The sequence below is a fragment of the Candidatus Abawacabacteria bacterium genome (assembly GCA_016207805.1).
GTDB lineage: Bacteria > Patescibacteriota > Gracilibacteria > RBG-16-42-10 > RBG-16-42-10 > JACQZO01.
Genome location: JACQZO010000025.1, coordinates 12,788 through 29,439 on the forward strand (window position 1 = coordinate 12,788; position 16,652 = coordinate 29,439).

Genomic DNA, 16,652 nt, shown 5'->3' on the forward strand with positions numbered 1-16,652 from the left:
GCAAAATGGCTAAGATGCAACAAATCCATTTATTGTAATACGGCTTTTATATTTAGAACTTCTTCCTTACCAACATTTCGAAATATTTATCGGTGTTTATATCTGTAGTCATTTTTTGATTACTTGCACCTTGACTGGCAATAGATGGATAATTGGCCAAGGGTTCCAATTCTGTTGCCAAGTTTACTTGATGGGTCAATGTCTCTCGCTCTGCACCTGCTTGTTTTTGTAATAAAAACCGATACGTGTCTCCAGATTGAACATTAAGTTGATAGGGAAGTTTATAACTAATAGTGAAATCTGTTGTGCCACCTAGTGCTACATCGACTTCGCCATACCATACTTGATAACCATTTTCTTCACCAGATAAAGGTTCGTAATTAAGCCCTTTATTCGTTAATAGTGTACTACCTTTAGGTACGAAGAAACGTACAGCATGCTTAGTGGGACTTTTACCAATCACATGCCAAAAATTACCTGCTGCTGCTTTAGATAATTTATTTAATTGGGGAAATAAAGCCTGAATTGATTGCTCTTCTTTGCTATCCCAATGATGCTGCCAAATGCCTATCAACGTTACCGTTATGGCACCATCTTTATCAATGCTGACATTGTGCTGATAATCTCGTGTCAATAAACGATCGCCTTTATTGCCGCCGATATTCATGGCATTAATGTGTAGATAATCTAATTCCGGTGTGGGTTCTAATAACTTGCCATCTAAAGCATATTTTTCAATCACACTTTGCAAGTCATGATCAAAAAAACCCCCTTGGATGTGGCGTTCCTGAATTAGTTGAGGAATAAACTGCACAAGTTTCAATACACTATCTAAATTATTCAGCTTCTGGGCTACTTCATGAATAAGATCGATCAAAATTCTCTTTGGGGTACTGGTATCATCTTTATTGGTCTCAATAAAAAACTGTAGAATGGTGAAATAATTATCTCTAGTCACTGTAGTGTCAAAGGCCGGTAAATAAATAGGCCCAGTAATCTCTAATAATTGAGGCACTATACTTTGGTCAATGGCGATCACCCCATCAATACTTCCTTGGCGAGAAGCTTCATATGACCAAGCGATTTCTTCCATTGTAGCGAAAAAATCGGGATTATAATTAGCATCTCGTAAAGCAAAGCGCTTCATATAGGGGCGTAAAAACTCTGGGGTCTCTTTGCGTTTAAATTGTTGCCAGTCGATATTATAAACATCTTTGGGTTCAGCTTTGAATAATTGCCCATTTTGAAAAGTTACTTCAATGAAACTCCCCATAAATCCTCCTGTGCCTCTACGTTCAGTGGTGTTCTGCAGCATGATAAGGTATCTCTTGGTTGCTTGATCAGCGGTGAAATTGAGCAGCGCTGGTGTGATGTCATCAAAAAAGTCTAGCCCATTATTTAATAGGGGTAATTCCGCTTGTATCTCTTGAAAACGTGGTTGATATTCACTGGGTAAAATGGAAAGATCTAAATTGGCTAGTGTCCTGCTTGTCTGTCTAAGCGCATTTTGGGCTTTTTTTACTTCCGGTAATGCTGCTTTGAAATTTGTTGTTGTGGTTAAAATATCTATTGCCTTGGTTAAATTACCACCAATAGCGGCGATAGCTTCCCCTAGGTTCAGCAAATCATTACTAATATTAAGTAATGAAGATGGTAAAATACTTCTACCGCCATTAATGCCACCAATCTCTTGCTTGGCGCTAGTAAATAAACTTTGTGCTGCTAAGAAGTGTTCTAATGTTTCCCCAAAATGAGCTTGGCTGATTTCATTTTTGGCTGCTTTTAGCTCCTCTATCCCGGCTAATGTTTGTTGAAAGAGTGTGTCTTTAAACTTAGTGCCGGCATTGAGCATAAAGATACTTTGCGCTACTACTACTACAATGATTGCTACTACTGCAATTTCTCGTATGTAATGAAAAAGGGGAAAGGTCAACGGATCTTCTTCATGGCCGTCACTAATTCTAATTGGTCTTTGGGGTTCATCATAAATAGGATCGAGGGAACGTGCCTTGATAATTGGTGCTGGGGCAAGAAAATGTTGTTTTCTTTGATCTAAATTTACGTTTTTATTGCTCCCTTTAATAATATCTTCAACCTTGCGTTGGTTATTAGTATTCTTCAGCAAAGAATTACTGGAAAGAACTGTTCTATGAGGAACAATCTTGATCGTTTTAGCTAAGCTAGTCCAAATGTCTCGAGCTACTTTTTCTGGTTTCATTACTTAGTGATAAAGAAAAGAGGGGCGAATCACCTCCTTACTTTCTCGCACTTTTTGAAATACAGCAACAATAGTCTTCCCTTTTCTCTTGCCGAAGATAGTGCTTACTAGATTGATTAAGTTTCGTAGTACTCTACTTCCTGAAGAGATATGCTCAGGTAAAAAGGTTTGGGTGGTAAGACTAATCGGCTCAAAACCATGTAATTTCGCTAAAGTTAAAATTTCAGTTGTAGTATACAAGCGATTATGTCTACCGAAAGGGCCATGCCAAGAGTAGGGATCATCAATGTTCTTACCCAAAAGTAGTTGTATTGCTCTGATCCAATACAGCGCGTTCGGTACAGAAAAAATTAATATACCTTGATTGCGCAAAATAATATTAGCTTGATGCCAGGCAAAGCTAGGATCGAAAGTAAGATGTTCTAGAGTCTCTGTCCAAACTAAAGTGTCAAAATACTCTTTCGGAAAGGGCCAGGTATTGAGTTCAATATTTGTTTCATAGATTGTGAGAGGAATGTCATGATGATTGTCTTTCAGATTTACGGTAAAGGGTTGATTGCTGGTGGGTACTATTTCACAGGCTTGAATAGGATCTTCACGTAAATCTTTTTTCTCTTGAGAAACACCAATACCAGTATAGTGAAAGCCGGCCTTGTGAAGCATATAGCTCAGCACATAAGGTTTGGCCCCAATATCCAATACTTTCCCTTGAGCAGGAGTGTGGGTATTAATAAGATTATAAATAGCGCTTAAGCGGGGAGTGTGATCATTAATATAAGTGGCTAATTCATCTTTATTAATACCTGAAAAAGTAAACATACTAATAAGGTATTTTAGAGAAGGACTATCGCTTTAGGAGAATTGGCAGTAAGCACCTTTAAGGCATGTAATTCAGCAAGGCGACTTTTCCCTCTTTGGGCGACAATCAGCATGGGAGTTGTCTCATGCTCTACTAGGGCAATACTATCTTCTGGGAAATCGAGCAAATAAAGAACTTTAGTTGGTTTTTTTGCTGGTACTTCGTGAGTAACCACGATGTGCTTGTATTTAGCAAGCTGTTTCTTTAATTCAGTGGCATTGGCAGTAACAATAGTTACCGGTTCGGTTAGATAAGTACTTAAGTGTTTAAGAAAGCCAGTGATATTACTTCTATTATTGACGATAATCGCTTCTTTTTTGCTGCGCGAGTTTAACAAGGCGACTACCGGACGAACATCATTTTTTGTCCCTTTTCTCGACCAAAAAACACTTTGCTCAAAGACATTCTCTAATTGATGTGCAGTTGCTAATCGTCCTTGCCAAGATTCTCTAATATAAGCCAACAAAACACCTAGCAATATACCGAGAGCAATACCTAAGGGTAATGCTTCTTCTGGTTGAAGAATAGTGATGTAAGGGGTGCTAGTAAGATTAACCAATTGATATTGTGTTGCGCTCTGACGATTGTATGAGTCCATTCTCTCTCTGAGAATTTTGATGAAACTGGCCGTGAGCTTTCTTAAATTCTCTTCGGTTTTTGAACGAATATTTACTTTTAAATTAGCTCTTTCTTCACGTTTTACTGAAAAATTGCCCAAGAGTTTGTCTACCAGGCCTTGATCAGTGACTTGATCTACTCCAGCATCGTCATAGATTTGCTTGATGAAGTAGGGATCTTTGGGCCACGCACTAACTGTGCGAGCAAATTCAAGGCTGGCATAATTGCCATAATAATTGGCATAGTCATATTCAGTTACTGGTTTCTGTTCGTCCCGATAGGATACGGTGAAGAATACATAGGAGTAATAATTGGGAGCAGAAAAAAACTGACTATATATAAGGAGTAGTAATCCTGTAATGATGCTCAATATAATGATATGCCATTTTTGTCGCCAAATGGGACTAAAAAGTGCCGAGATCTCCATAATAGTTAGAGTAAAGGTAATAATAAAAAACGTTGGCAGTATAGAGAATGTTTTAGGCGGCGTAAAATGAATTCTGAATGCTGAGTTCGGAATGCTGAATTGAGGCAGGAGGCTACGCCGCCTTTTTCAATTTTGTTGAAAAGGCCATACATCATTGTTTGCTCAACAACTTTCATCCGACTGTCCATTCTGAATTCAGAATTCCGCATTCAGAATTGTGTCTAATTGCTTCATGAATCGCGCTCGCTTTCGTGCTAATTCTTCACTCAGAATTCTGCACTCAGAATTTCCTTGACAATCTTTTCTTCCTTCCGTACTATGGTCGCGCTTCATACGAAGCAAAAAAGTTTGAGAATAAGCAATGCCTCTTGTAAATAAGAATTGCTTCTTATCGATTTAGGAACTTTGCCCTCGGACTTGCCCCTTAAAAATTTGGTTATCATATTTGTATGAAAAATATGATATTTCTAACAGAAAATAGTAAGGTTAATGAAAATGTATTTTCAATGTAATTTAAGATTGTTTCTAGATTACTAGTTTAAACTTAGGTGTATAAAATAAGTTACTTTAAGAGCATACAATGGATGCCTTGGCGCCATATTCCGATGAAGGACGCAGTAGGCGTGCGATACGCCTCGGGGAGCTGTCAACAAGCTTTGATCCGGGGATTTCCGAATAAGGGAACTTTCCATAATTAAATTGTGGAGTCTCGCTTTTGCGAGAAGGACACTTGGAGAACTGAAATATCTCAGTACCCAAGGTAGAGAAATCAATTGAGATTCCCATAGTAGTGACGAGCGAACTGGGAATAGCCCAAACCGTGAACCGTAATGGTACACGGGGTTGTAGGACTGCATTTAGAGTTTGTTTTTCTAATCAAAGATCTCTGGAAAGAGTCACCATAGAGGGTAACAGTCCCGTAGGTAAAAGAAAAACAGCTTGAGCAGTATCCTGAGTAGGGTCGGACACGTGAAATCCGGCTTGAATCTGGGGGGACCACCCTCCAAGGCTAAAAATATATGGCGACCGATAGCGAACAAGTACCGTGAGGGAAAGGTGAAAAGAACCCCAGTAAGGGGAGTGAAATAGATACTGAAATTGTATGCTTACAATGAGTAGGAGCCTCGCTTCGGCGGGGTGACTGCTTGCCTTTTGTATAATGAATCTACGAGTTAGTTGTGTCGGGCGAGGTTAATTCCGTTAAGACGGAAGGAGCCGAAGCGAAAGCGAGTCTGAATAGGGCGATTAAGTCCGGCACACTAGACCCGAATCCGGGTGAGCTACACATGGTCAGGTTGAACTCCGTAGAAATACGGGGGGAGGACCGAACACACCGTTGCTGCAAAAACGGGTGATGAACTGTGTGTAGGGGAGAAATTCCAATCGAACTCGGGGATAGCTGGTTCTCCTCGAAATAGCTATAGGGCTAGCCTCATGTGGTAGCCTCTGGAGGTAGAGAACTTTTAAGGCTAGGGAGCGTGAGCTTACCGAACCTTGAAAAACTGCGAATGCCAGGGGTGAAATCATGGGAGTCAGACGGTGACGGCTAAGCGCCATCGTCACAAGGGGGAAAGCCCAGACCGACGTCTAAGGTCCCTAAATCAAGTCTAAGTGGTAAAGGAGGTGAGATTTCATAAACAGCCAGGATGTTGGCTTAGAAGCAGCCATTCATTTAAAGAGTGCGTAATAGCTCACTGGTCTATTGAGATCTTGCGCCGAAAATGTAACGGGGCTCAAGACTTGTACCGAAGACACGGATCTATATCTTTTTTAGATATAGGTGGTAGAGGAGCGTTCTCATCAGCAGTGAAGGTGAATCGTGAGGTTTGCTGGAGCGATGAGAAGTGCGAATGTAGATATGAGTAACTTTATGGTTGTTAAAACCAACCACACCGCATACCCAAGGTTTCCCGGGCAACGACAATCGACCCGGGGTTAGTCGGTCCTAAGGCGAGGACGAAAGTCGTAGTCGATGGATATACGGTTAATATTCCGTAACTACTATTAATTCGAAAAGAGTCACTTAGTTTTATGTGAGGTTACTGTTTTATGATCCCCTTCGGGGGAATATAGAAAGTGCCTTACTGCGACTTTGTGATTAGACGCGGAGGGACGCGGAAGGAAGTGAGGGGCGCATCAATGGATTTGCGTTCGAAAAGCAAGGCGTGAGATATAGGTAAATCCGTATCTCTGTTAAGTCGAGCTAACGAAGAATGTTCTGCTTTTAGTGGAACTCAATCTCTCATGGTTCATCTGCCAAGAAAAACTTCGTTGTCGAGAATTAGTAGTATCCGTACCGCAAACGAACACTCGTGGGTGAGTCGAGTAGACTAAGGTGATCGAGTCACTTCTTCTCAAGGAACTCGGCAATATAGCAGTCGTAACTTCGGGATAAGACTTCCATGTACCATAACGGTACATGGCGCAGTTAAAGAACTCATGCAACTGTTTATCTAAAACACAGCTCTCTGCAAACACGCAAGTGGAAGTATAGGGAGTGAGACCTGCCCAGTGCTAGAAGGTCAAGAGGAGGGGTGCAAGCTCCGAATCTAAGCCCTAGTGAACGGCGGCCGTAACTATAACGGTCCTAAGGTAGCGAAATTCCTTGTCGGGTAAGTTCCGACCCGCACGAATGGTTAAATGGTGTGAGTACTGTCTCGAGAAGAAACTCGGTGAAATTGCATTATGAGTGAAAATGCTCATTAACCACAGTAGGACGAAAAGACCCTGTGAAGCTTTACTGTAGTCTGGTATTGGATTGATGTGAAAAGTGTGTAGCATAGTTGGGACGCTTTGAAGCCCCGCGCTAGCGGTGGTGGAGCGGCCAGTGAAATACCAACCTCTTTTTACGTCGATTCTAACTTGCGTCGTTTTAACCGACGTCAAGGACAGTGCTTGATGGGCAGTTTAACTGGGGCGGTTGCCTCCTAAAGAGTAACGGAGGTGTGCAAAGGTACCCTAAGGCCGGATGGAAATCGGTCTGATAGTGTATTAGCGTAAGGGTGCTTAACTGCAAGACTAACACGTCAAGCAGATGCGAAAGCAGGCTAAAATGATCCGATATCTACACGTGGGTGTGATATCGCTCAACGGATAAAAGCTACTCCGGGGATAACAGGCTGATCGGGCCCAAGAGTTCATATCGACGGCCCGGTTTGGCACCTCGATGTCGGCCCGTCGCATCCTGGGGCTGGAGAAGGTCCCAAGGGTTTGGCTGTTCGCCAATTAAAGCGGTACGCGAGCTGGGTTCAGAACGTCGTGAGACAGTTCGGTCTCTATCCACTGTGGTCGTTAGAACAATTGAGAGGACGGATCCCTAGTACGAGAGGACCGGGATGTACGAACCTCTGGTGTACCTGTTGTCGTGCCAACGGCAGTGCAGGGTAGCTATGTTCGGTAGTGATAACCGCTGAAAGCATCTAAGCGGGAAACACGCCTCAAGATTAGTTGTTCCATAAAATCCCAGGGAGACTACCTGGTTGATAGGAGGAAGGTGTAAGCCCTGTGAAGGGTTGAGCCGATCCTTACTAAAAGATTTTTTGATTTATTTTATATACATAGGTTCGCGGATGAAGGTGTTCTTCCTTAGGGACGGACAATTTCATCCACAAACCTAGCCTAGGTTTAAACTAGTAACCTGGAAATAATTTCTTTCCTTACCTTTTCTGTCCTGGTGATTATGCCAGATGAGGCCACACCTGATCCCATTCCGAACTCAGTAGTTAAGCTTATCTGGGCTGATGGTACTGCTGGCTTTGCCTGTGGAAGAGTAGGTAGTCGCCAGGACAGAGGAGGTAAGAGAGAATTATGAATGCTAAATTCTGAATTAGAAATTGTAGGCCGTCTTATAAGTGAAGAGGGTCTTTTTTTGTTTCATCAAAATCTAGTTAGCCTTTTTATTAATCGAGAATTTTTTGTCTTGAACTTAGAATTTCTTTCACGCTTGGACTATAAAACAAAGCTAATACCTCATCTTCGAATAGTCTTCCTAAAAAAGTTAAGTTAAGTTTGCCAGACTTTTGCTCAAGAATGTTTAATTTTACAAGCTCGGTGATTAAATGGTTGTAGTGTTCAAAAGTTTCTTGGGTTTTTTTCTGATGTCCGATTTTTTCTACATCGTTAGGAATTATGTCTCCTTTTCTAAGGCCGATTACATATGTGGCGGCAATCTTTTCCTCAGTGGTAAACTCTTTCCCTACAGCAATGGCTAATTGACCGTTTTTTAGCTGATGCTGATAGGTTTGGATATCGCAAGTATTACGAAAGAACCATTTTTCGGTATGTGAATATGCTGATACACCTAGGCCAATAAGTGTGTTATTTATTGCTGTCCGACTTTGTTTAAAAGGATCTTCGTATTGTTTCTTGAGTACAAATCTATTGCCATCTATTTGTTTATAGCCAAGTTTTTTCAATTCTTGCCAAATAAAAGCTCTTCCCAGTAAAGTTTCCCATTCAGAAGAAAACGCTTCTGCGTTTTTTCGCAGCATTATGCCTTGAGGCCGTGTGGCAGAGAAGCGGCCATTGTACCAGGTGATATGTGGTGGGCGCAGCGCTTTAATTCGCTCTATATTGAGTTCTATTTCTTTTTTTGATCCATTACTCAGGTCCTGAATTAAATCAATATTCCAGTTTTGAAAATATTGAGAAGCGAGCTTACAAGCATGTATAGCAATTTCCGAGGTATAGCCACGGCCTGCAACCCGTAATACTTGATTGTCAAAAGACTGGATGCCGAAGCTAAGTCTACTCACACCCATTTGCTGCAACATCTTTAACTTATCTCTACCTGTATTGTTAAGAATGCTGAGTGGACTTGCTTCAACACAGATGGGGGCGCTATTTAACCAAGAAAAAGAGTGCTGGACTTTTTCTATAAGTTTTTTTAGTTGTTTTCGGCTAAGCATAAGTGGCGTTCCTCCGCCAATATAGAGAGAAGCAACTTGCACATTGTTTTTTTGAAATAACTTTTTATAGATAGCAATTTCTCTGTGTAATAGGGACAAATAATGCTCTACTGCAGCGTTTTCAGCATTACTACTTTTGCTTTCTCCACGGTAAAGGCTTACTATATAATGACAAAAGGTACAGCGTGTTTCGCAAAAAGGAATGTGAAAATAAAGGTGCACCGGAGATGTATGGATACTATCTATGACTGTTGATGTCTTTACTTGCTCTAGGCAAGTAAGTGGTGGATAGGTGACCACTGAATGACTGCCTCCTAATAGATCCTTTGTTTTATGAAGGCCTACGGAATGAATGTCGCTGAGATTCTTAGGTAAACCATATTGGTTCAAGAGTATAATGCTTTTGTTCCATGAGGTAGAAACTTTATGATAGTCATCGCTATCTGCCTTCATAATTGGTGGGGTTTGGATGGACAAGAAGCATGCGTATCCATTCTGTCTAACTCTAAAACCATGTGGTGTCATGGGCGGGATTTCCCATTGCTCGTTTTCTTCTATCATTTTCCACTTGCTATTAATAAAAGCAAAGGCCTTGTGAGGCTGGGGGAAGTGATATTTGTTGCCGAGTATACAAATAAAGGCATGAGAACTTTCATGGTAGTGGATCTCATCTTTCAAATCTCTTTCAACTTTCACGATTTCTACTTGAACATCTTTGGCAGTAAAACCAAGAGGCTGAAGAATATTTACTAACAATGAATTGGGTAATCGGCTTTTTTGAAAACCATGATACTCAACAAACTTTAACTGTGATGTATTTGTAGTTTGTAAAAGATGTAGGATCTTATCGCTAATAGCAGGAAGATCCTGGATCGCGTGGTGTGACATAAAAGTATATCAATATACGACATCATAACTGTCCTAATAAGGTTGACGATACTCGCCTTGATTGCTGTGTCTAACCTTTGACTTATTGGCTTACTAAAGTCAGAGTATTGTCGAGTACTTTTCGACAACAATCACATGAAGCAGTCATTATATGCTCTTGGTTTCTCTGAAAGGGAAGCAACCATTTATCTAGCGTTACTAACCTTAGGTGCCTCTAAATCAATTGAATTAGCACGCTATACTGGGTATACACGTCCCACTATCTACGACGTAGTCGAAAAACTTATTCATAAGGGGGTTATTAGCAAATACAAGAAAAGAAATATCACCTTTTTTAATGCTCAAGATCCACAGAAATTAATTGAATATCTGGAGCGTGAATTAGTAGAAGTTGATACTCGCCTCAAAAACCAGAAAAGACAAATGCAAGAACTCTTGCCTGTTTTACAATCTTTATCTCGTAGTAATACAACAAGGCCAAAGGTACAATTTTTCGAAGGAGAGAAGGGAATGCGAGAAGCATATGAAGATACTTTGACTACAAAAGATAAAATCTTGGCATATACGAATGTTGAGGAAATGGTAAAAGTATTTCCTAACTTTTTTCCTGCTTACTTTCAACGCCGTGCAGCGAAGCGTATTCCTACCGATGCTATTTTTGTCAATAATGCTGCAGGTCAAGAACGAGCTTCACATGATCTTACTGAATTGCGCCGGACAAAGTTTTTACCTGATCCAGCGGATATATGGTATCCGGAAGTTAAAGTTTATGATGACAAGGTTTTGATTACCTCATGGCGAGAAAAGATAGCCGTGATTATTCAATCTCGAGAATATGCTGATTTACAAAGAGTGATATTTCAAGCATTGTGGGAAAAGCTAGATGAATAACTGTCCTCCGGCGAGGACAGAACTTACGTGGCTTTTTAGTGCTGTTTCTGATATGTTATGTAGCTTGTTTAAGGCCTATATATGGATCCAAGCATGATTAGATTTGATATACCGACTAGAGATTTACTCAATGAGGTTGATATCGGTTTTTATAATGCTCTTTATCAGAATGTACTTTTCCATGGTACTGGACGTTTGCATTGGGGGTATGCAGGTGGTGATAAATCTCATCCCAATGGCCAACTAATAGATATATTAACTGCAGTAGCCAACGAAGGTATTAAGCCGCAAGCTGATCATATAGCTAGATTACTTTTGAGAAGCGCTGAAACAGTTTCTTTAACCAGACAAAGGATCTATGCACGTTGTTATGGAGAGTTTTTTGGAAGCGATGATCAAGGTAGTACGGATCTAGCATATGTATTTGGTTCAATGGAAGGATGGCAACCGTATTTCTTTGGTGAAACTTCCAGAGCCATGAAGAGTAGAGTGAACGCCCCCTATCTTCCTACTGCCTTTAAACATCTGCTGACACGTTTTTCACTGGCAGATATCCGTCGAGTCATGGATGTAAAGCATCATACAGCACGATGGTTGGTCAATAGAGCCACTATTCAGGGAAATCACCCAGTCGTTTTTGGAGTTGAAATAGATGCGGTAACTTGTCTACCACTTCCTCACGGATTGAATTTCTTTGAATCTAGAACAGCTAAAGTAATCCCCCCAGAAAGTGTGAAGTTAATCGAAGTTCCTTTGAGTAAAATAGCAGAAGTAAAAACAATAACTGCACGTTCCAATCTTCGTCATGCAGTTGTTTTGCCAATAGAACATGGTGAGGTTCATTCGTTTCGCAGAGGAATTGCTGCATGCACTAAAAGGTCAGGTTGAGTGTTGAAATCTCTTACTATTGCGATTTTCTAAGAAATGGTGGATTTGGTGAATAAGTTGGTTTAGAAATTATAAACAGCGAGGAATTAAGATTCTTCCGTGAGCAGTTGTTATTACTGAATGGGAAAGGATAGAACTACGAGCTCTATTTAAGTACAGCATCCACAAGCTCCGGAAATTGCTCTGTTCCCATATCTTTCAAAGTATAATGTCCTCTTCCTACTAAATTAATCACTTCTCCTCCTAATATTTGATGGAACATACTAAGGCCGGCTTTCCCATCATCGGCTTCGTTGTCTGCTGTGAACATAATAATACTCTTCACCCTATGAGGAATACTCACATCAATCGGATTAGTATAAAATGCTATTTCAAGCGGATCACTTTCCGGACGGATTTTCCATGGAGCTACAAGAATAAGCTTTTGAATCGATCTCTTTGTATCTCCTAGCCAGCGGACTAGAAAAGTACACCCACAACTATGACCAATAAGGACTGTTTGTTCTGAAATGGGCAATTGGTCAAAAACCTTTTTGAATTCATCATAATTAGGATTCCAGGGATTAGGCATCAATGGCGTCTCTGTGCGAATGCCAATAGCAGTGAGTTTTTGTTTAGTCCATGGAATCCAATGTTTATCATATGTTCTGGTTTCAGGATTCATTGCTTTTTCTTTGTCAGAAGGACAGCCATGAATAATAATGCAGTTACTTTTGGCTAAATTAAATTGCTTGGTAAGAAGGATGCCTTTTCTGGGAACTAGAAAAAAGCTGGCGAAAACTGGGTAAGTCGCATCTTCAATGAGACGCGGATCGAGAACAGGCTTACCCTTTGCGTCCATATTAGTGGGTTCATGCCATCCATCTTTATGACTCCACGTGCCATCATCATCTTTTCTCCACCAGTCAAAATCAAAATTTATGGGATCAGCATTAAAACGTAATGCCACCAAATAATAACCTTCTTTGTCAGTTTGATCAGCCGTAGATATTAGACCATCTGCAATCGCACCATTAATAATACACTCTCGGTATTCAGTTAGAGAAACGTTTTTGAAATATTCATTAAAACTAGCAAAATACTTTTGAGGTAAAGATTTTATGTAACCCAATCCTGGCACAGCCCAATGATAATGAGGATTGTTGAGTGCGTATGCATAGCAATTCGCATTTTCACTGCAACTTTGCCAGTCAGTCGCTTTACATGAGTGCCACTGTAATGGATCAAATATTAGTTTCATACAAGTATTTATTGATATTACTATAATATGCAACATTATGAATACCAAGCGGTGATGAATTCATTTTTGGTGAGCCATTCCTAAAAATGGTGGAGCCGGGCGAAATCGAATCTTTTTGAAACCAATAAATGTGATCCATACTTAATAATAATACAAAGGCATTTTGTCCTCTAACAAATTCTGCTTTCTACCTGGCATTTACTCCGAGTTCCATCGAGGGGCATTCTGCATTATACTTTTCCAGTCTTGTTTATATTTTTTATGAAAGTTGCTCTAGTAAATGATTGGCTTACCTCAATGGGGGGCGAAATGAAAGTCTTGTTGGCGATAGCTGACATTTATCCTGAAGCGCCCATCTATACTTCAGTGTTTGATAAAAAGAAGATGAGTCGTTTGGCTGCTCGGGATATTCGTACTTCTTATCTCCAAAAGCTTCCTTTTGCTACCAAAGTACATAAGATGATCCCGATGCTACGGCCCCGGGCATTTGAAGATTTAGACCTTTCGGAATTTGATGTAGTGATATCTTCCAGTCATGCTGAAGCTAAGGGAGTGATTACCAAACCCAATACTGTACATATTTGTTATTGTCATACTCCTACTCGCTATTATTGGAGTGACTACCATGAATATAAACAGAGAATGGAGTTTGGCATCTTGAATCCCTTGGCAAAATTTATGATGCCTCGTGCCATTCATAAATTGCGACAATGGGATTATCTGGCCGCTCAACGAGTCGATCATTTTATTGCTAATTCACAATTTGTTGCTCAACGTATTCAAAAATATTATCGCCGGGATGCACAAGTTATTTATCCACCAGTAAATACCGAATACTTTACTTTGAATCCTGAAGTTGCTAGAGAAGATTTCTTTTTTGCTATGTCACGAGCAATTCCTTATAAAAAACTAGATTTATTGGTACAAGTGGCTAATCAAGCTAAGGTGCCTCTTAAAGTTGCTGGTGGCGGTCCTATGATTGGTTATCTCAAAAAGATTGCTGGGCCCACAGTAGAGATATTGGGCTATGTTTCTGATGAAGATATGCGATCCTATATGCAGAGAGCCCGGGCCTTTTTGTTCGCTGCTGAGGAAGATTTTGGTATTGTGCCGGTGGAAGCTATGGCTTGTGGTACACCAGTTATTGCCTATGGCCGTGGTGGGGTAGTGGAAACAGTTACTCCTGATACAGGAATATTGGTAGGCGCACAAACTGTGGATGCTTTTGTAAGAGAGTTGCAGCAATTGGATAATCGCACTTTTGATCATCATGTTATTCGTAAGCATGCGGAGCAATTTTCTGTATTGCGCTTTCAACAGCAAATGAAAGAGTATGTGAATAGTTTACTCAAATAAGAAAAAGACTATGGTTGTGATTCCATAGTCTGTATCTTGGAGATTTGTTATGGCAGCTATGCTGATAAAGCATGAATAAAGCGATGGAAAATACCCAATGAGTGGGATTTCTCTACCTGCTTTCGCCATGTTTGTATCTGCTCAGCAATATTTTGTAACTGGTCATTATTAAGTGCTTTTTCTGCTAATGGAAAAAGGCCATGTTCTTCTTCATGAATATGGTGCAGTACTTGTTCAGCCAAAACTTCAAGCTTAGCTTCCCATACTTCTTCGGGATCATGAGATTGAGTGAGTTCATGGAGAAGCATTTGTACCGCATGATGTTGTTCATACGCTTCTAATGCCAGAGTATGGCTACGAACCATATTTTTTAATACTGGATAAAAGAACTTTTCTTCAGCATGACTATGTAATGTGAGTTCTTCTTTGAACTTTTGAAAAAGATTGTGTCTGGCAGTATATAAACTTAAATCCATACTTCTCAATCGTTCAAACAAGCGCTCAATTTTTCTATGATCAGCTTTTAAGAGAGTAAAAATTGACATAAAATAGTTGTTAAGTATGGGCTAATTGCTTATCAGATAAGTGCATAGTGCGAATACTTTGGGCCTGATTATCTGTTAGTATAGTTTTTACTTTATCCATGTCTCGGTCTGTTGCGGGAATTGCTAGAAGAATTTCACCAGCCTTGATGCGCTCTTCATATTGGCGAGCATCTTCTTCAGGGACTCCTAGGCCGACCAATGAACCTACCAAGCCTCCAGCCAATGCTCCTGTGATCGCTCCTGAAGCCGTAACTGCTGCTGCGCCTGTTAAGCCCAAAGCGGTTGCAATTGGTCCAGCAATAAAGAGAGCTCCAATGCCAGGAATGGTTAAAGCGCCAAGTCCTACTAAGAGGCCAGCAATTCCACCAAGTACACCACCAGTAGCTGCTCCACCGGCAGCGCCACTAGCAATGTTATCAGCTGTGCTCCGAGCATTGGTATCAACATAACTACCTTCGCGCATGATCAATGACATATCTTTTACCGGAATATCATTGGCCTTTAATTCATCAATAGCTGTATCTGCATCGATTCGATCAGAGAAGAGGGCGATAATGATGGTATGCATAAGTTTTTAGTAAATTGTAAGTAAATATCATGAGGAGATGTTTATAGGGAAATAAAGTCATATTGCCTAAGCAATGTTTGAGATTAATCTAAGCTGCTGTACTAAAAATGGAATTGATAATCCATAATACTATGGCAAAAATAATTGCCCAGATTAACCCATCTACCTGAAAACCAGGAACTATTCGTGCGGCAAGGAGTATAAGTACGGCATTAATTACTAGAGTAAAGAGTCCTAAGGTCAAAATATTTACTGGCAATGTAAGTAGTATGAGTAAAGGTCTGATTACGGCATTGAGTACACCGATTACTAATGCGGCTATCAAAGCAGTCCCAAAATTGGTCACCCGCACACCTGGCAAAAGATAGGCGGTGATAATGATAGCTAAGGCAGAGAGTAGCCAGTTGATAATAAAAGCCATAAAATTAAAGATTAAGAATTAGAAGAAAAGAGTAATAAATTCTTAACTAGTGCGGACTCCAAGTAGGCGCAAAATAAAGAGAATTACTGCTACTACAAGTAGCAAATGCACTAAATCTCCGCCAACTTGGAAAAAGAAACCGCCTAACCAGGAAATGAGTAGGATAACAAGCAAAAGATCAAGAATACTCATAGGATATGGTTAAAAATAATTTAAAAAAAGCACCGAGGATTTCTCCAGGTGCTTATTTTAGTTGAGTTTGGATAGCTTCCCATTCTCCTTTGAGTCTTTCGGCCAAAGCCTTTACTTGGTCCTCAGCCCAATCCTTGCCTTTAGTCACCTCTGCAATGGCATCATCGACAATCTTGTCAAAGCGTTTTTGGGTCAATTGCCGCTTATCGGAAATATCATCCACTGCTGCCAAAATATGGCCCCGGATTTCAAGATATGCCTGCTCAAGCTGATCGTCCACTGAGCCAAATACTTCAGCTAGCAGATTTTGTACAGTTTCTTTGCTCTGCTGGAAAGTCGTTGCTAAACCTTGAGCTTTTTGCCAAAGCTCTTTACGTGTCTTGGCACCTGATTGAGGTGCAAATGCTAAGCCAATAGCCGCTCCCAAAGCGGTGGCTACCGCTAACCCTAATGCACCGAATGCAACACCATTTACATGACGAACAGATGTGTTGTGATTCATAATGGAGTGGTTAAGAGTCAACTTCTACGATATGCCTATTAAAATTGTTTTGCAAATAACTAATTTAAAATCTTACTAGATTTTTGAGCAAGATTGTTGTATTAATCTAAAAAGAAATTGTGAGCAGTTTAT

13 protein-coding genes and 2 rRNA genes are annotated in these 16,652 nt (G+C 40.4%); 5 read left to right on the plus strand and 10 right to left on the minus strand.

Annotated elements, in window-relative coordinates; all coding sequences use genetic code 11:
• Positions 1-52: 52 nt before the first annotated feature.
• The 3 genes from HY817_05430 to HY817_05440 are packed head-to-tail and all read right to left on the minus strand — an operon-like array spanning position 53 to position 4,122.
• Positions 53-2,218 carry a DUF4012 domain-containing protein gene (locus tag HY817_05430; GenBank protein MBI4836669.1) on the minus strand — a complete coding sequence of 722 codons (2,166 nt, stop codon included), beginning with the start codon at positions 2,216-2,218 and terminating at the stop codon, positions 53-55.
• A 3-nt stretch (positions 2,219-2,221) separates the two neighbouring features.
• Positions 2,222-3,037 (minus strand): methyltransferase domain-containing protein, encoded by an 816-nt coding sequence (locus HY817_05435; protein MBI4836670.1) that lies wholly within the window; start codon positions 3,035-3,037, stop codon positions 2,222-2,224.
• Between the two features lie 14 nt (positions 3,038-3,051).
• Positions 3,052-4,122 (minus strand): hypothetical protein, encoded by a 1,071-nt coding sequence (locus tag HY817_05440; GenBank protein MBI4836671.1) that lies wholly within the window; start codon positions 4,120-4,122, stop codon positions 3,052-3,054.
• A gap of 557 nt (positions 4,123-4,679) precedes the next feature.
• Here HY817_05440 and HY817_05445 point away from each other — a divergent pair.
• A 23S ribosomal RNA gene (locus HY817_05445) occupies positions 4,680-7,674 on the plus strand.
• A 117-nt stretch (positions 7,675-7,791) separates the two neighbouring features.
• Positions 7,792-7,908 (plus strand): 5S ribosomal RNA (gene rrf / locus HY817_05450).
• 113 nt (positions 7,909-8,021) lie between these two features.
• Here the strand turns inward: rrf and HY817_05455 are convergent.
• Entirely contained in the window at positions 8,022-9,917 is a 1,896-nt protein-coding gene (locus HY817_05455) for a radical SAM protein (GenBank protein MBI4836672.1), read from the minus strand.
• 135 nt (positions 9,918-10,052) lie between these two features.
• Here HY817_05455 and HY817_05460 point away from each other — a divergent pair, with 135 nt between their 5' ends.
• Positions 10,053-10,808: a hypothetical protein gene (locus HY817_05460; protein ID MBI4836673.1), complete on the plus strand. Its 756-nt coding sequence runs from the start codon at positions 10,053-10,055 to the stop codon at positions 10,806-10,808.
• 93 nt (positions 10,809-10,901) lie between these two features.
• Complete coding sequence (locus HY817_05465) at positions 10,902-11,696, plus strand: hypothetical protein (protein MBI4836674.1); 795 nt, start codon at positions 10,902-10,904, stop codon at positions 11,694-11,696.
• Between the two features lie 145 nt (positions 11,697-11,841).
• Here the strand turns inward: HY817_05465 and HY817_05470 are convergent, their stop codons facing one another.
• Complete coding sequence (locus tag HY817_05470; protein MBI4836675.1) at positions 11,842-12,936, minus strand: alpha/beta hydrolase; 1,095 nt, start codon at positions 12,934-12,936, stop codon at positions 11,842-11,844.
• Between the two features lie 261 nt (positions 12,937-13,197).
• On the opposite strand from HY817_05470, the gene HY817_05475 reads away from it, so the two are divergent.
• A complete protein-coding gene (locus tag HY817_05475) occupies positions 13,198-14,292 on the plus strand; it encodes a glycosyltransferase (GenBank protein ID MBI4836676.1) in 1,095 nt (364 codons plus the stop codon).
• A 56-nt stretch (positions 14,293-14,348) separates the two neighbouring features.
• On the opposite strand, the gene HY817_05480 is transcribed toward HY817_05475, so the two are convergent.
• From HY817_05480 to HY817_05500, 5 genes are all read right to left on the minus strand, one after another.
• Entirely contained in the window at positions 14,349-14,837 is a 489-nt protein-coding gene (locus HY817_05480) for a hemerythrin domain-containing protein (GenBank protein ID MBI4836677.1), read from the minus strand.
• Positions 14,838-14,847: 10 nt separating this feature from the next.
• Positions 14,848-15,405, minus strand: coding sequence for a low temperature-induced protein (locus HY817_05485; GenBank protein MBI4836678.1), 558 nt, complete (start codon positions 15,403-15,405; stop codon positions 14,848-14,850).
• 88 nt (positions 15,406-15,493) lie between these two features.
• Positions 15,494-15,826, minus strand: coding sequence for a phage holin family protein (locus tag HY817_05490; protein ID MBI4836679.1), 333 nt, complete (start codon positions 15,824-15,826; stop codon positions 15,494-15,496).
• Between the two features lie 42 nt (positions 15,827-15,868).
• Positions 15,869-16,018: a lmo0937 family membrane protein gene (locus tag HY817_05495; protein ID MBI4836680.1), complete on the minus strand. Its 150-nt coding sequence runs from the start codon at positions 16,016-16,018 to the stop codon at positions 15,869-15,871.
• Positions 16,019-16,070: 52 nt separating this feature from the next.
• On the minus strand, positions 16,071-16,520 hold the full coding sequence (locus tag HY817_05500; GenBank protein MBI4836681.1) for a YtxH domain-containing protein: 450 nt from the start codon (positions 16,518-16,520) through the stop codon (positions 16,071-16,073).
• Positions 16,521-16,652: the final 132 nt, after the last annotated feature.

Coding starts and splice junctions, on each gene's coding strand:
- HY817_05430 (MBI4836669.1), bottom strand. CDS start 2,218: ATGAAACCAGAAAAAGTAGCTCGAGACATTTGGACTAGCTTAGCTAAA.
- HY817_05435 (MBI4836670.1), bottom strand. CDS start 3,037: ATGTTTACTTTTTCAGGTATTAATAAAGATGAATTAGCCACTTATATT.
- HY817_05440 (MBI4836671.1), bottom strand. CDS start 4,122: ATGGAGATCTCGGCACTTTTTAGTCCCATTTGGCGACAAAAATGGCAT.
- HY817_05455 (MBI4836672.1), bottom strand. CDS start 9,917: ATGTCACACCACGCGATCCAGGATCTTCCTGCTATTAGCGATAAGATC.
- HY817_05460 (MBI4836673.1), top strand. CDS start 10,053: ATGAAGCAGTCATTATATGCTCTTGGTTTCTCTGAAAGGGAAGCAACC.
- HY817_05465 (MBI4836674.1), top strand. CDS start 10,902: ATGATTAGATTTGATATACCGACTAGAGATTTACTCAATGAGGTTGAT.
- HY817_05470 (MBI4836675.1), bottom strand. CDS start 12,936: ATGAAACTAATATTTGATCCATTACAGTGGCACTCATGTAAAGCGACT.
- HY817_05475 (MBI4836676.1), top strand. CDS start 13,198: ATGAAAGTTGCTCTAGTAAATGATTGGCTTACCTCAATGGGGGGCGAA.
- HY817_05480 (MBI4836677.1), bottom strand. CDS start 14,837: ATGTCAATTTTTACTCTCTTAAAAGCTGATCATAGAAAAATTGAGCGC.
- HY817_05485 (MBI4836678.1), bottom strand. CDS start 15,405: ATGCATACCATCATTATCGCCCTCTTCTCTGATCGAATCGATGCAGAT.
- HY817_05490 (MBI4836679.1), bottom strand. CDS start 15,826: ATGGCTTTTATTATCAACTGGCTACTCTCTGCCTTAGCTATCATTATC.
- HY817_05495 (MBI4836680.1), bottom strand. CDS start 16,018: ATGAGTATTCTTGATCTTTTGCTTGTTATCCTACTCATTTCCTGGTTA.
- HY817_05500 (MBI4836681.1), bottom strand. CDS start 16,520: ATGAATCACAACACATCTGTTCGTCATGTAAATGGTGTTGCATTCGGT.